We start from the raw sequence: 15,811 nt of genomic DNA on the forward strand, positions 1-15,811 counted from the left end.
CACTTCCCACCCCTCACCATACAGAGGCAGGTAAACTGGCGGCTTGTTTTTACTCCCTCCGGTTACCTGCCATGACCTTCGCCTCCCTCGGCCTGATCGATCCGCTGCTGCGGACCTTGGAAACCCTCGACTACCGCCAGCCGACCCCGGTCCAGACCGAGGCGATTCCCGCCGTGCTCAAGGGCCGCGACCTGATGGCCGCGGCGCAGACCGGCACCGGCAAGACCGCCGGTTTCGCCCTGCCGCTGTTGCAGCGCCTGACCCTGGAAGGGCCGCAGGTGGCGAGCAATGCGGTGCGTGCTCTGGTGCTGGTGCCGACCCGCGAACTGGCCGAACAGGTTCACGAGAGCTTCCGCGTCTACGGCCAGAACCTGCCGCTGCGCAGCTATGCGGTGTACGGCGGCGTCAGCATCAACCCGCAGATGATGAAGTTGCGCAAGGGCATCGACGTGCTGGTGGCGACGCCCGGCCGGCTGCTCGATCTCTATCGGCAGAACGCCGTGCGTTTCGAGCAGTTGCAGGCGCTGGTATTGGACGAGGCCGACCGCATGCTCGACCTCGGCTTCGCCCGCGAGCTGGACGAGCTGTTCTGCGCGTTGCCGAGGAAGCGCCAGACCCTGCTGTTCTCCGCCACCTTCTCCGACGCCATCCGGCAAATGGCCAAGGAGCTGCTGCGCGACCCGCTGTCCATCGAGGTCAGCCCGCGCAACGCGGCGGCGAAGAGCGTCAAGCAGTGGCTGATCCCGGTGGATAAGAAGCGCAAGGCCGAGCTGTTCCTGCATCTGTTGCAGGACAAGCGCTGGGGCCAGGTGCTGGCGTTCGCCAAGACGCGCAAGGGTGTCGATCAATTGGTGGACGAATTGCAGGCCCAGGGCGTGTCGGCCGATGCGATCCATGGCGATAAGCCGCAACCGGCGCGCTTGCGGGCGTTGGAGCGGTTCAAGGCGGGCGAGGTGCAGGTGCTGGTGGCCACCGACGTGGCGGCGCGCGGCCTGGATATCGACGATCTGCCGCTGGTGGTGAACGTCGACCTGCCGATCGTCGCCGAGGACTACGTGCACCGCATCGGCCGTACCGGCCGTGCCGGGGCCACGGGGGAGGCGATTTCCCTGGTGTGTGCCGACGAAGTGCAATTGCTCGCGGCCATCGAGACGCTGATCAAACAGGTCTTGCCGCGCCGCGAAGAGCCGGGCTTCAGCCCGGATCACCGGGTGCCGCAGACCACCCTGGACGGACAGGTCCTGAAGAAGCCGAAGAAGCCCAAGCAGAAGCCGGTGCCCGGTGCAGGTGCGACCGGCAAGGGCAAGATCCATCTCGGCAACTGGTTCGACGAGAGCGAGAAGCCGGCGGTGAAGGCGGTACGCAAGATGCCCGGCTTCGGCAAACCGAGCGCGCGCAAGGGGCCGAAAAAACCGGGCTGAGGGTGACTCTCATTCCATGTGCCACGCGGCCCCGGCTTTTGTAGGGGCGAATTCATTCGCCCAACCCACCCTCGCCGGGCGAATAACTTCGCCCCTACGGCAGACTGCTCTCCGTAGGAGCCAGCTCTGCTGGCGAAGATTTTGCGTGACTGCATTTCGCGAGCAGAGCTCGCTCCTACAAATGAAAGGGCAAGCCCGAGCCAGCTTCTGTGGGAGCGAATTCATTCGCGATGAATCCGCCCCACAGCTGATCTGCTGACCAGAACGGACTCAATACTTCGGCCGCTCATAGGCCCCCAGATCGCAGACTTCGATGCCATCACCGTCGCCATCCCGTGGGCGGCGGGAGCCGCGTTGGTCGTGGCTGGTGCAGGAGCCGACGCCGGTGTCCACCGCCGGGCTGCCGCGGCGCAGGGCGTGGGTTTGCAGGGTCGAGTTGTTATCGGCCAGCGGGTAGATCACCTTGGTCAGCACCTCGGCATCCGGGACCTGGATATCCGCCGTGCAGTTGTTGCCATCGATACCCAGGAGCAGCCCGCGTGCCTGGTAGCTATAGGCGCTGCCGCCATTGCGGCAGTTCAGGCTGAGTTCGCCATATTCATCGCGGTTGTCGACGATCAGGCTGTTGCGGATCAGCACCTTGCCGAAGTTCTCCAGGCCGTAACCCTGGTTCTCGGCAATGGTGACGTTGATCAACGTCAGGTCGGGTATGCCCGGCGTGCCCGGATAGCTGGCGCCGTTGTTGATGATGCCGGTAGGCCCGTACCAACTGGCGGTGTTGCCGCTGAGGGTGGCATTGGTCAGCTTGAGCACGCCGTTGTTCTCGTTGGTGATGGCGGCGCCACGGCCGTCGCTGTAGTTACCGACGAACACGGCCCGGGCGATGTCCGCCGTGCCGATGTTATGCACCGCGCCGCCGCTGCCGAGTACGTCGTCGCCACTGGCCCTGTTATTGCGGAAGGCGCTGTCGCGCACGATCAGGTTGCCCTCACTGTAGATGGCGCCACCGTGGGCATTGGTGGTATCGCCGAAATCGGCGGTGTTGCCGACGAATTCCGTGTAGTACACGGCCAGGGAACCGTAGTTGGCGATGCCGCCGCCCCGGCCTTGGTAATACCAGTTGAACGCCCGGTTCTGCTCCAGCCGTGTGCGTTTCAGGGTGACGCTGCCGTGGTTGGCGATCGACCCGCCGTCATAGCTGTGCAGGCCGTTGCGCAGGGTCAGTTGTTCGAGGCCCAGCGTCGCGCCGGCCAGCACTTCGAAATGACGGTCGAGGCGGCCGGCGTCGATGATCGTCTGTTCGGGGGAAATACCGTAGATAGTCAGGCTGTCGCTGACATCGAGATCGCCGTTGACGTTGTCGTCCTCGTCGTAGATGTCGCCATCGTCGCCGCGTGGCGCCGGCAGGCTGAAGCTATAGGTGCCGGCGCCGAGCAGGATGCGGTCGGGGCCGGGCGTGGCGTTGGCCAGCACCACCGCTTCGCGCAGCGAGCAGTCGGCGTTGCAGTCGCCGTCATAGCTGTCGGTGGTCTTGGTCACGGTGATGTCCAGGGCGAAGGCGCTCAGCGGGGCGCACAACAGGGCCGGCAAGGCGATCCGGCGGAGCGGGTGGGGGCAGGGCTGTTTCATGGTCGACTCCATTTCCTTCTGGCGTGAGGGTGGGCCGGGATTACCAGCCCGTCCGGGTGAGGTCCATCGATTCGGGGATCCGTTCAGGGCGCGGCGGCCTCGTAGGCGCCCAGGTCGCAGATCGCTACGCCGTCGCCATCGCCGTCCTGCGGCCGGGGGACCCAGCGCTGGTCGTGGTCGCTGCACGAGCCGATGGCAGCATCCAGCGCCGGGCTGCCGGGGCGCAAAGCGAAGGTGGGGGTGAGGCCGCCGTTGTCGGCGAGCGGGAAGAGCACCTGGGTAAAGGTGGCTTCGTTTTCGACGAAGTAGTCACCCATGCAGTCGCCGGGGCCGGTTCCAAGCAATAGTCCGATGGCCTTGTAGCGACCCCGGTTTTCGCAGTTGTAATAGGTGGCTTCGTCGTCGTGGTAGTTACCGCTGATGAGGCTGTTGCGGATCACCAGATCGCCATTGTTGACCAGACCATAGTTCCGGTTACCGGCGATGGTGACGTGGATCAGATACATCGGCCCCACGCCTCCGGCTCGCGTGCCACCGTTCTGCACGATGCCGTTGCGGGACAGCCAGGCACTCGAGTTGTCGGTGAGGGTGCTGTTGCTCATCTTCAGATAGCCGCCGTTGGCCAGTGCACCGCCATAGCCGGCGTAGTTCTGAACAAAACTGCTACGCGCGATATCGGCGTGGCCCGCGTTGTTGATGGCGCCGCCTTCGCCGGAAGAGTCATCGTCGTTGCGTGCGTGATTGCGGCGAAAAAGACTGTCGCGTACCAGCAAGATACCGGTGTTGTAGATGGCTCCCCCAAATCCTTCATTACTGTCGCCACCGCTGGCGGTGTTGCCGTCGAATTGGCCGTAGTAGACACGCAGCGTTCCGTCGTTGGCGATGCCTCCCCCCTGTTTCCGCCCACCGCCCCAGGGATGGTAGTAGCTGTTATGTTCAAGGCGGACATGGCGGAGTGTGAGGTCACCCTCGTTGGCGATGCCGCCACCGTAGAACGAGCTGTAACCGTTGCGGAGGGTCAGTCCACGCATCGTGACCGTCGAGTCGGCGAAGATTTCCATGATGCGGTCATTGCCGGTGCCATCGATCACCGTCTGGTCCAGGCCGGCGCCGATAATGTCCAGTTCTCCGTGGATATCCAGGTCGCCGTTTTGGTTGTCGTCTTCGTCGAACCGGACTTCTTGCTCGTCGTGCTCCGGATCGCCCCGCTCGGTGGGCAGGGTGAGGGTATAGGTGCCGGCCGGCAACAGGATGCGCTGCCGGCCGGGCAGTTCGTTGGCCAGGACCACCGCCTCACGCAGCGAACAATCGGCGTCGCAGGCGCCGTCGAGGCTGTCGCCGGCCTTGCTCACCCGCAGGGTTTCCAGGGCAGCGGCGGCCTGTGGCAGGCCGAGGAGGCAGAAGCTGACGAGGGCGGCTTGCGCCGCGATGGAGTGCAGGAGGGTCATGGCCGTGCCCTCTCGAAAGCACCGAGGTCGCAGACGGCCTGGCCGTCGCCATCGCCGTCGCGCGGGCGGGTCAGGCGGCGCTGGTCATGGCTGCTGCAGGAACCGATGGCCCGGTCGATGGCCAGGCTTTGCCGGCGCAGCGGGTGGACCAGGGTGCCGTTGTTTTCTTCCAGCGGGAACAGGTGGGTGGTGAACGTCGCTTCATTGGCGATGGTCTGGCTGCCGGTGCAGTTGCCGGGCCCGGTACCCAGCAGCAGGCCTATCGCTCGGTAGGTGTAGGTGTCTTCGTTGTAGCAATTCATCGGCTCCGTATCCTCGAAGAGGCCGACGTTGCCGGAGATGACGCTGTTACGGATGAGGACGTCGCCGTGGTTGGCCAGGCCGTAGCCTTGGTTGCCGGCGATGGTGACATGGACGAGGTGCGCCACCGGCTTGGCGTCGGTAGCCGGGTAGCGCTGGCCGTTGTTCAGCGCGGCGCCGCCATATTCGCCGGAGGAATTTCCGCTCAGGGTGCTGTTGCTCAGCTTCAGGTAACCGCCATCGGTGTTGGCGATGGCCGCGCCGCTGCCGTTTGCCCGTACGCCATTGTTGACGAAAGCGGTGCGGGCGATATCCGCCGTCCCCTTGTTGATCAGCCCACCGCCGATGCCGACGTCGTTGTCGTCGCTGCCCTGGTTGCGCAGGAACAGGCTGTCGCGGATCAGCAGGTTGCCTTCGTTGTACAGGCCTCCGCCTTCGCCCAGGGAGGATTCGCTGCCGCCGGCGTAGTTGTCCTCGATGCGCGAGCGGACGATGGTCATGTCGCCGAAGTTGGCCAGGCCGCCGCCATGGCCGATCTCGAAGCCGGACGAGGCCGTGTTGCCGCTGACCGCCACCTGGTTCAGCGACGCTGCGCCATGGTTTTCGAGGGCACCGCCGTGGAAGCTGGTGCGGCCCTTGGTCAGGCGCAGACGCTCCAGCGCCAGTGTGCTGCCGGCGAGCACTTCGAAGATCCGGTCGATGCCGCCGCCGTCGATGATTGTCTGGTCTATGCCGGCGCCGATAACCCGGACGTATCCCCTGATGTCGAGGTCGCCGTTGAGGTTTTCGTCTTCGTCGAGGATGGCGCCTTCCTCGTCATGCTCCGGTGGCAGGCTGAGGGTGTAGGTACCCGCGCCGAGGATGATGCGTGGCTGGTTCGCGGTGACGGCTGCCTGGACTGCGTCACGCAGCGAGCAATGCGTGTTGCAAACGCCGTCGTATTCGTCGGCAGTGGTGGTGACCTTCAGGTCGCGGGCTTCGGCAACGGGAACAACGCAAGCGAGGCCGAGCAGAAAGCTGGCCATGGGGAGGCGGGAAGTGCGCATGTCGGCTCCTTGTGACACGTGGGTCTGAGCGGACACGGCGCTGCTTCCGCAACGAAAGCGAGCGGCGTTTTGCCATCGGCGATGCCGCTCGGTTCACGCTGCATTGACCGGCTTTCAGCACTGAGGTTCCGGCGCCCGGTACGGTTATACAGCCGTTCGTCGCTTCGTCCGGCCTGTCAAGGGCGCGCGCGCTCGAAGGCGCCGAGGTCGCAGACCGCCACCCCGTCTCCATCGCCGTCGCGCGGGCGGGTCAGGCCGCGTTGGTCATGGTTGCTGCAGGAACCGATGGCGGCATCCAGCGCCGGGCTGCCCTGGCGCAGGCCGTGGGTCTGGGTGATGCCGTTGTTGTCTGCCAGCGGCAGCAGCACCTTGGAGAAGGTCAGGGCGTTGTCGATGTACTGCTCGGCCGTGCAATTGCCCTCCCCGGTACCGAGCAGCAGGCCACGTACCAGGAAGGTCGCGCCTTCCAGATTGATGCAGTTTTTACCCGGCAGCGGTGGGTCGTCATGGGAGCTGTCGAAGTTGCCGGCGATCAGGCCGTTACGCAGGACCAGCCTGCCGTAGTTGCGCACGCCACCGCCGATGTTGTTGGCAATGGTGACATGGACCAGCGTGGCCTCTGGCACGGCTGTCATCGTCGGGCTGGGGCGGCCGTTGATGAAGGCGCCGTTGCCTCTTCCTTCATAGCTGGGGTCGTAGGTGACGTTTTCGCTGAGGGTGCTGTTGCTCAGCATCAGCGTGCCGAGGTTGCTGATGGCGCCTCCGCCGCCTTTTTGTGCGTTATTGCTGATGAAGGCGCTGCGGGCGATATCCGCAGTGCCGATGTTGTAGATTCCCCCGCCCGCGGCCGTCTCGGCTTCGTCACCGACGCTGTTGTCGATGATGGTACTGTCGCGCACGGCCAGGGTTCCGCCATCGGCATTGAAGATGCCGCCCCCATGGGCATTGGACATGCCGCCACAGCCGTTTTCCCTGACGACGGAACTGTACAGATTGAACCGGCCGAAGTTGGCCACGCCGCCGCCTGGGCTAACCACGCCTGGGTTTTCGGAGCCATTTTTCTCGATCACAACGTGGCGAGTGGTCGTCACGCCATGATTCTGGATACCTCCGCCTCCGCCGTTGTTCGAATGACCGTTGCGCACTGTCAGGTGTTGCAGTGTCAGTTCGGCACCGGCAAGGACTTCGAAGACCCGGTCCAGGCGGGCGGCATCGATGATGGTCGTTTCAGCCCCGGCGCCGATCACGCTGAGCGTAGTGCCAATGTCCAGGTCACCGTTGAGGTTATTGTCCTCGTCGAGGATTTCGCCGTCTTGGCTGGTCGGAGCCGGCAGGCTGAAGGTATAGGTCCCGGCCGGCAGGAAGATGCGATGCGGGCCCGGTTCGTGGTTGGCGGTATCCACGGCATCGCGCAGGGAGCAATGGGCATTGCAGAGACCGTCGTACAGATCGCGGGTGGTGGTGACCTGGAAGTCGCGAGCCAGGGCGGTGACGGGGGTGGCCAGGGTGGCGCCGAGAGCGGCCAGGGGCAGGAGGGTGAGGGCGGCTGAGCGATGAGCGTGCATGGTGCGGTTCCTTTGCTGGTTTCGGACCGTGATCGGGCGGTTCAGTAGGCGGCGCGCTCGAAAGCGCCGACATCGCATCGCGCACCTCCATCGTTGTTGCCGTCGCGCGGACGGGTCAGGCCACGCTGGTCGTGGCTGACGCTGCAGGTGCCGGGCAGGACGGCATCCACCGCCGGGCTGCCCCGGCGCAGGCCGTGGGTCTGGGTGACGCCGTTGTTGTCGGCCAATGGATGGAGCAGTCGGGTGAAGGTCAGTACGTCCTCGAAGAACAGATCGAAAGGGCAGGTACCTTCATCGTTGCCTTCGTCGATACCCACCATCAGGCCTCGGTAGCGGTACAGGGGATAGTCGGTGACTTCGGCCTGGCAATTGTTCATCCGCCCCTCCGCGTCCCGGTTGCCGGCGATCAGGCTGTTGCGCAGCAGTATCCGGCCCCGGTTGAACAGGCCGCCGCCCGTGTTGTCGGCGAGGGTGACATGGACCAGCGTGGCTTCGGGCCACGGGCCTTGGGTTCCGGCGATCGCCCCATTGCTGATCGCGGCATAGGTACCGAGGCTGCTGTTGCCGCTCAGGGTGCTGTTGCTCAGGGTGATGACATGAGTGTTGGTGATGGCGCCGCCGCTGCCGGTGATGCTGTTGCGGATGAAGCTGCTGCGCGCGATGTCGGCGTATCCGGTGTTGTAGAGACCTCCGCCCATGGCGATCTGGCTGTCGTCGACGCCCCGGTTCTCGCTGAGGGTGCTGTCGCGCATGAACAGGGTGCCGGCGTTGTACAGGCCGGCGCCGTGGGCGTTGGAGGCGCCGCTGACGCCGTTGCCGGTGATCGTCGAGGTGTAGAGGTTCAAGTGGCCGAAGTTGGCGATGCCACCGCCGGGGCTTGCCTGGCCCTCGCTCTGGCTGTGGCTCGTCTCGACCCGCGAGCGGCGCACGGTGGTTACCCCATGATTCTCGATGGCTCCGCCCCCCTGGCTCGATAAGCCGTTGCGCAGGGTGACCCGGTCGAGTTCCAGCGCCGCGCCGGTCATGACCTCGAACACCCGGTCCAGGCGCGCCGCGTCAATGAACGTGGTTCCGGCGCCCCGACCCACCAGGCTCACTCGGCCGCGCAGGTCGAGGTCGCCGTTGAGGTTGTCGTCGTCATCGACGCTCGCGCCGTTTTCGTCCTGCGCGGGCGGCAAGGTCAGGGTGTAGGTGCCGGTCGGCAGGAGGATGCGGTGGCTGCCGACGGTCAGGTTGATGGTTTGCACCGCATCGCGGAGGGAGCAATGGGCATCGCAGAGGCCATCGAACTGATCGCTTGTGGTGGTGACGGTCAGGTCCAGGGCATGGGCGCCGAGGGGCAACAGCGTGACGCCGGCAAGGGCGCAGGGTAGGGCGAGACGGGAGGGTAGCTGTGTGACGTGCATTGTCGTTTCCTTCTGACACTGAGGCGGACAAGGCATTGCTTCCGCGGGAGATGACGGCTCCCGGCCCAGGGGCCGTCGTTGGGCTCACTCGGGATATTTCCTCCTACCCGGATCAGGGTTGCCGTTCATAGGCGCCGAGGTCGCACACCGCCACGCCATCGCCGTTGCCGTCCTGCGGGCGAGGCAGGCGTCGCTGGTCATGCGTGGTACAGGAGCCGATGCCGCTGTCGATGGCCAGGCCGCCGGGGCGCAGGGCGTGGGTTCGGGACAGGCCGCCGTTGTCGGCCAAAGGCTCCAGCAGGTGGGTGAAGGTCTGGCCGACGTCGATATAGAGGTCTGCGCTGCAATTGCTCGTCTGGCTGCTCAGCAACAGGCCGATGGCGCGGTAGCGGAACACGCCGATGTTGCGGCAGTCGAGCGCCACGCCTTCTTCGTAGGGATCGAGGTTGCCGGCGATCAGGCTGTTGCGTATCCGCAGGTCGCCCCAGTTGTACAGGCCGTAGCCCAGCGAGCGGGTGATGGTGACGTTGATCAGCGTGGCCGAGGGCAGGGCATCTTCCGGGTTGGCGGGATAGCCGTTGCTGAGAGCGCCGGAATAGTTGCCGCTGAAGGTGCTGTTGGTCAGTTTGAGAACGCCGCCGGCTTCGTTGGCGATCGCTCCGCCACGGGACTGCTCGGCGCCGCTGTTGGCGACGAACAGGCTGCGTGCGATATCCGCCTGGCCGCCGTTGTAGATCGCGCCACCCGAGCCGTTGTCGGCCTGGTCGGTGACCAGGTTGCGCTCGAAGACACTGTCGCGCACCAGCAGGTTGCCGCCCTGGTTGAAGATGGCGCCACCCCGGCCGAGGTTGTTGTCCCAGTAGAAGCCTTCGGAGCGGTTTTCCTGGAAGCTGGAGGCGTATATCTCCAGCGTGCCGTAGTTGGCGATGCCGCCACCCTGGCCGAAACGGTAACCGTCCTCGGGTGGCAGCGGGGTGAGCGCCGGGTTCTGCGTACTGGCCTTGTTGCCCTGTACCCGTACCTGGCGCAGGAGCAACTGGCCGTGGTTTTCCATCGCTCCGCCGTTGTAGGCGGTGTTGCCCTGTTCCAGGCCGAGTCTCAGCAGGGTCAGTTGGGCGCCGGGCAGGACTTCGAACAGCCGGTCGTTGCCGCCGAGGATGCGGCTGCGCTGGTCGCCCCGGCCCTGGATGACCAGCTCGTCACGGACATCCAGGTCGCCGTTGAGGTTGTCGTCCTCGTCGTAGGGGACGCCTCGCTCGTCTTCCGGCGCGGGCAGGTCAAGCACGTATTCGCCGGCCGGTAGCAGGATGTGGTCGGTACCGGGCGTCCGGTTGGCGGTTTCCACGGCGTCGCGTAGCGAGCAATGAACGTCGCAGAGACCATCGAATGCGTCATCGGTGACGGTGACCAGCAGCTTGTTGTTGGCCAGCACGGTCGTGCTGACCAACATGAGCAGGGCAGAGGGCAATCCTCGGGTGAGAAAAGCGGCGCGGTGCATGTTCGGCTCCTTTGAACGTGCCACGGGCGGCCCGAGCTGAGGGCACGCCGGTGTTTGCACCAGGGCTTGCAGGCGGTGCGTTCCTGCACTGCGCCTGCACGGAGACGGCCTTGCTTCCGCGCAAGGAATGATCCAGCAGAGATCATGTTGAGGTGGACTCCGACTCAGCGGTCGGGTTCCGCATGCCGCGCAAGCGCGGACGAAAGGCTGCTGGCGTTGTGCTTGCCAGTCGGGAGAAGAGGAAAGGGTGTGTGCTCCCCGGGCGGGGGAGCACAATCCTGAGGCTTACAGCAGCTCGACGGCCACGGCAGTGGCTTCCCCGCCGCCGATGCACAGCGAGGCCACGCCGCGCTTGCCGCCCTTCTTCTGCAGGGCGTTGATCAGGGTGAGGATGATCCGCGAGCCGGTGGAGCCGACCGGGTGGCCCTGGGCGCAGGCGCCGCCGAAGACGTTGACCTTGGCGTGGTCGAGACCGTGCTCGCGCATCGCCAGCATGGTGACCATGGCGAAGGCTTCGTTGATCTCGAACAGGTCCACGTCGTCCTTGGACCAGCCGGTTTTCTTGAACAGGTTGCTCATGGCGCCAATCGGGGCCAGGGTGAATTCGCTTGGGTCCTGGCTCTGGGTGGCATGGCCGACGATCCGCGCCAGCGGCTTCAGGCCACGGCGGGCGGCTTCCTCGGCAGTCATCAGGATCAGGGCCGAAGCGCCATCGGAAATCGAGCTGGCGTTGGCGGCGGTGATGGTGCCGTCCTTGCGGAACGCCGGTTTCAGCCCGGGAATCTTCTCCGGGTTGGCGGTCAGCGGCTGCTCGTCGTCCTTCACCGTGACCTCACCCTTCCGGGTGACCACCGTGACCGGCACGATCTCGGCTGCCAGGGAGCCGTCGGCGATGGCCGCCTGGGCGCGCTTCAGCGACTCGATGGCATAGGCGTCCATGTCTTCGCGGGTGAGGCCGTACCGGTCGGCGGTCTCCTGGGCGAAGGAGCCCATCAGGCGGCCGCTGCGGGCATCTTCCAGGCCATCGAGGAACATGTGGTCCTTGATCTCGCCATGCCCCATGCGCAGGCCGCTGCGGGCCTTCTCCAGCACGTAGGGCGCATTGGACATGCTCTCCATGCCGCCGGCGATCATCACGCTGTTGGTCCCGGCCTTGAGCAGGTCATGGGCCAGCATCACGGCCTTCATGCCGGAGCCGCACAGCTTGTTGATGGTGGTGCAACCCGTAGCGGCGGGCAGGCCGGCATTCAGCGCGGCCTGGCGGGCCGGGCCCTGCTTGAGACCGGCGGGCAGCACGCAACCCATGATCACTTCCTGCACGTCGCCCGGCTGGATGCCGGCACGGGCCACGGCTTCGCGAATGGCGGTGGCGCCCAGGTCCACGGCGGAAACCGCGGACAGGCTGCCCTGGAAACCGCCCATGGGCGTACGCGCACCGCTGACGATGACGATTTCTGACATCGAAATTTCCTCTGGTGATGATGACCGGAACCGGTCGATGGCCAAGATTCTATCCTGTGACCGGAAATGCAAAAAGAGTCACGACCCAAATCATTCTTTGGGCTGATTTCCACACGGGCGAGGGGGCCTAGAGTGCAGGCCTGTCGAAAAACTACAAGCATGCGTGCAGGTGCCTTCCATGTTGCAGACCCGTGTCATTCCGCCAGCAGAAAACGCCTACCAGTACCCGCTGTTGATCAAGAGCCTGCTGCTCTCCGGCAGCCGCTACGAGAAAACCCGGGAAATCGTCTACCGCGACAAACTGCGCTACAGCTACGCCACCTTCAACGAGCGCGTCGCACGGCTGGCCAACGTGCTTAGCGAGGCCGGCGTGAAGGCCGGCGACACCGTGGCGGTGATGGACTGGGACAGCCACCGCTATCTCGAATGCATGTTCGCCATCCCGATGATCGGTGCGGTGCTGCACACCATCAACATCCGCCTCTCGCCGGACCAGATCCTCTACACCATGAACCACGCGGAAGACCGGCTGGTGTTGGTCAACAGCGAATTCGTTCCGCTCTACAACGCCATCGCCGGCCAACTGACCACGGTGGAAAAGACCCTCTTGCTGACCGACGGCGACGCCAAGACCGCCGACCTGCCCAACCTGGCGGGCGAGTACGAAACCCTGCTGGCCGCCGCCAGCCCGCGCTACGACTTCGCCGAGTTCGACGAGAACTCGGTGGCCACCACCTTCTATACCACCGGCACCACCGGCAACCCGAAGGGCGTGTACTTCACCCATCGGCAACTGGTCCTGCACACCCTGGCCATGGCCAGCACCATCGGCGCTCTCGACAGCATCCGCCTGATGGGCACCGACGACGTCTACATGCCGATCACCCCGATGTTCCACGTGCATGCCTGGGGCGTGCCCTACGTGGCCACCATGCTCGGTGTGAAGCAGGTCTATCCCGGCCGCTACGAGCCGGACATGCTCTGCCGTCTGATCCAGGAAGAGAAGGTGACCTTCTCCCACTGCGTCCCGACCATCCTGCAAATGCTGATGAACGCCCCCAACGCCCAGGGCCACGACTTCGGCGGCTTGAAGATGATCATCGGCGGCAGCGCGCTGAACCGCGCGCTCTACGAGGCGGCGCAGGCCAAGGGCATCCAGCTCACCGCGGCCTATGGCATGTCGGAAACCTGCCCGCTGATCTCGTGTGCCTACCTCAATGAACAGTTGCGCGCCGGCAGCGAGAACGAGCGCACCAGCTACCGGATCAAGGCCGGCGTGCCGGTACCGCTGGTCGAGGCGGCGATCATGGGCAGCGAAGGGCGCTTCCTGCCGGCTGACGGCGAGTCCCAGGGCGAGCTGGTGTTGCGCGCGCCCTGGCTGACCCAGGGCTACTTCCGCGAACCGCAGAAGAGCGAGGAGTTGTGGGAGCACGGCTGGCTGCACACCGGTGACGTGGCCACGCTGGACAGCATGGGCTTCGTCGAAATTCGCGACCGCATCAAGGATGTGATCAAGACCGGTGGCGAGTGGATTTCCTCGCTGGAACTGGAGGATCTCATCAGCCGCCACCCGGCGGTGCGCGAGGTCGCGGTGGTCGGCGTGCCCGATCCGCAGTGGGGCGAGCGGCCGTTCGCCCTGTTGGTCGTCCGCGAAGGGCAGGTGCTGGATGCAAAGGGCCTGAAGGAGCACCTCAAACCCTTTGTCGAGCAGGGGCACATCAACAAGTGGGCGATTCCCACCCAGATCGCGGTTGTTACCGAAATTCCCAAGACCAGTGTCGGCAAGCTCGACAAGAAACGCATTCGCGTGGATATAGCCCAGTGGCAGGAGGCAGGCAGCCCATTCCTGTCTACGCTGTAACAGCGATGAAACGTGGTCCGGGGGAGTGACCCATCAGTCAAACAAGCGTTGGCTTGCTTATTGCTGCCTCCGGGCCATCACTGGCTCTTCGCGGATCGGGCTAATCCGCTGAAAACCTGCGAGCCAGAGTGCCTGGGTGCCGTAAATCACACTTTCGAGGGATCAAGCGGCACCACCCCCTGGCTATAGTCCGCACCATCCATAACAAAAAACACATGGAGTAGCGTCGATGACAACAACAAAACCGCTCTGGCGCCTGGCAAGACTGCCGCTGGCCGTCAGCCTCGCATCTACCCTCGCCGCTCCGGCATTCGGCGTGACCTTCAACATCGGGGAAATCGAAGGGCAATTCGACTCTTCGTTGTCGGTTGGGGCCAGTTGGGCGTTGCGCAACGGCGATCCAGACCTGATCGGCAGCAATAATGGCGGCGATGGGTTGTCCCAGACCTCAGATGATTCCCACCTGAATTTCAAGAAGGGCGAAACCTTCTCGAAAATCTTCAAAGGCATCCACGACCTCGAGCTGAAGTACGGCGATACCGGCGTGTTCGTTCGCGGTAAGTACTGGTACGACTTCGAACTGAAGGACGAAAGCCGTCTGTTCAAGGACATCGACGACAGCAACCGTAAGGAAGGTGCCAAGGCTTCTGGTGCGCAATTGCTCGATGCGTTCATCTACCACAACTATGCCATTGCCGACATGCCGGGCTCGGTACGTCTGGGCAAGCAGGTAGTGAGCTGGGGGGAAAGCACATTCATCCAGGGCGGCATCAACTCCATCAACCCGGTCGATGTTTCCGCATTCCGCCGTCCTGGCGCCGAGGTCAAGGAAGGCCTGATCCCTGTCAACATGTTCTATGTGTCCCAGAGCCTGACCGATAATTTGTCGGTTGAGGCTTTCTACCAGCTTGAGTGGGACCAGACCGTCGTGGATAACTGCGGCACGTTCTTTTCTCAGCCCGATGTCATCGCAGACGGGTGTGACATGAACTTGGCTGTGTTGACTAACGATCCGTCGTCCATCGCCTTGATCAACAGCGTTTTAGGCCCGGCTGGCTTTGGAGTTACCGAGTCTCCGTGGGGAGAGGGGCTTGTAGTAAAACGTGGTCCGGACCGCGATGCTCGTGATGACGGACAGTTCGGTGTTGCCTTCCGTTATTTCGCGGAGCAACTGGACACCGAGTTCGGCGCCTATTTCATGAACTACCACAGCCGACTGCCGATCTTCAGCGGATCGGGGGCGTCGGTTGATGCGGTTAATGCAATCAACTCTATCGCAACTGCCGTGGCGCCTATTCTCGGAGCCTCTACTGCCGCTCGACTGGCTGCTGCGGCCACAGCGGGTAACTCCAGCTATTTCGTTGAATATCCGGAAGATATCCGCCTTTATGGCTTGAGCTTCTCCACTACGTTGCCGACAGGTACTGCGTGGAGCGGTGAAATCAGCTATCGGCCGAATGCACCGGTGCAGTTGAATACTACCGATATCCTTTATTCCGGCTTGGACCCCATCACTCTGTTCGGCTTCGCTCGCCCCTATGACAACGCTTCCCTTCTCGAAGGACTGGCCGGTCAGGATCAGCATGGCTATCGCCGTAAAGAGATTACCCAGCTGCAAACAACCTTCACTCACTTCATCGATCAAGTCATGGGGGCTAGCCGTCTGACTCTGGTGGGTGAAATCGGTTGGACCCATGTGGGTGGGCTGGAAAGCAGCAGCAAGGTCCGTTATGGCCGTGACCCGGTGTTCGGCCCCGGTCCTCTCCCAGGCACCATCGGTGGTGTGGCGTCTTGCCAAGCTTTGAACGCAGGCACCCTCGGCAGTGCAACCGCCGAAAACGTCAGCAAATACTGCGAAGACGAAGGCTTCACCACCACTGACTCCTGGGGCTATCGCGCCCGTGCCATCTGGGATTACAACGATGCCTTCGCCGGCGTGAACCTCAAGCCGAGCATCGCTTGGTCGCATGACGTGAAGGGCTACTCTCCGGGCCCGGGCGCCAACTTCGAGGAAGGCCGCAAGGCCATCAGTCTCGGTCTGGATGCCGAGTACCAGAACACTTACACCGCCAGCCTGTCCTACACCGACTTCTTCGGTGGCAAATACAGCACCGTTAGCGACCGCGACTTCGTCGCCCTCAGCTTCGGCGTGAACTTCTAAGCGGACAGGACAATC

At 64.0% G+C, this 15,811-nt stretch carries 10 protein-coding genes; 3 read left to right on the top strand and 7 right to left on the bottom strand.

The window, feature by feature from the left end; all coding sequences use genetic code 11:
- Positions 1-71: 71 nt before the first annotated feature.
- Positions 72-1,421 carry an RNA helicase RhlE1 gene (gene rhlE1, locus PIN01S_RS10360; RefSeq protein WP_084335587.1) on the top strand — a complete coding sequence of 450 codons (1,350 nt, stop codon included), beginning with the start codon at positions 72-74 and terminating at the stop codon, positions 1,419-1,421.
- A gap of 270 nt (positions 1,422-1,691) precedes the next feature.
- Here the strand turns inward: rhlE1 and PIN01S_RS10365 are convergent, their stop codons facing one another.
- The 7 genes from PIN01S_RS10365 to PIN01S_RS10395 form a co-directional block, all read right to left on the bottom strand.
- Complete coding sequence (locus PIN01S_RS10365) at positions 1,692-3,050, bottom strand: CSLREA domain-containing protein (RefSeq protein WP_169715817.1); 1,359 nt, start codon at positions 3,048-3,050, stop codon at positions 1,692-1,694.
- An 83-nt stretch (positions 3,051-3,133) separates the two neighbouring features.
- Positions 3,134-4,498: a right-handed parallel beta-helix repeat-containing protein gene (locus PIN01S_RS10370; protein WP_084335589.1), complete on the bottom strand. Its 1,365-nt coding sequence runs from the start codon at positions 4,496-4,498 to the stop codon at positions 3,134-3,136.
- On the bottom strand, positions 4,495-5,844 hold the full coding sequence (locus PIN01S_RS10375; protein ID WP_084335590.1) for a CSLREA domain-containing protein: 1,350 nt from the start codon (positions 5,842-5,844) through the stop codon (positions 4,495-4,497). The genes PIN01S_RS10370 and PIN01S_RS10375 overlap by 4 nt, the downstream gene beginning before the upstream one ends.
- A gap of 176 nt (positions 5,845-6,020) precedes the next feature.
- Complete coding sequence (locus PIN01S_RS10380) at positions 6,021-7,409, bottom strand: CSLREA domain-containing protein (RefSeq protein ID WP_169715818.1); 1,389 nt, start codon at positions 7,407-7,409, stop codon at positions 6,021-6,023.
- Positions 7,410-7,450: 41 nt separating this feature from the next.
- Positions 7,451-8,815: a choice-of-anchor Q domain-containing protein gene (locus PIN01S_RS10385; protein WP_169715819.1), complete on the bottom strand. Its 1,365-nt coding sequence runs from the start codon at positions 8,813-8,815 to the stop codon at positions 7,451-7,453.
- A gap of 112 nt (positions 8,816-8,927) precedes the next feature.
- Positions 8,928-10,313 carry a CSLREA domain-containing protein gene (locus PIN01S_RS10390; protein ID WP_084335593.1) on the bottom strand — a complete coding sequence of 462 codons (1,386 nt, stop codon included), beginning with the start codon at positions 10,311-10,313 and terminating at the stop codon, positions 8,928-8,930.
- Between the two features lie 285 nt (positions 10,314-10,598).
- Complete coding sequence (locus tag PIN01S_RS10395) at positions 10,599-11,774, bottom strand: thiolase family protein (protein ID WP_084335594.1); 1,176 nt, start codon at positions 11,772-11,774, stop codon at positions 10,599-10,601.
- Positions 11,775-11,952: 178 nt separating this feature from the next.
- Between PIN01S_RS10395 and PIN01S_RS10400 the strand changes: the two genes are divergently transcribed.
- Both PIN01S_RS10400 and PIN01S_RS10405 read left to right on the top strand, forming a co-directional pair.
- Positions 11,953-13,635 carry a fatty acid--CoA ligase gene (locus tag PIN01S_RS10400; RefSeq protein ID WP_084335595.1) on the top strand — a complete coding sequence of 561 codons (1,683 nt, stop codon included), beginning with the start codon at positions 11,953-11,955 and terminating at the stop codon, positions 13,633-13,635.
- Between the two features lie 229 nt (positions 13,636-13,864).
- Complete coding sequence (locus PIN01S_RS10405; protein WP_084335596.1) at positions 13,865-15,796, top strand: DUF1302 domain-containing protein; 1,932 nt, start codon at positions 13,865-13,867, stop codon at positions 15,794-15,796.
- The last annotated feature ends 15 nt before the right edge of the window (positions 15,797-15,811 follow it).

This window comes from Pseudomonas indica NBRC 103045, from assembly GCF_002091635.1.
Lineage (GTDB): Bacteria > Pseudomonadota > Gammaproteobacteria > Pseudomonadales > Pseudomonadaceae > Pseudomonas_M > Pseudomonas_M indica.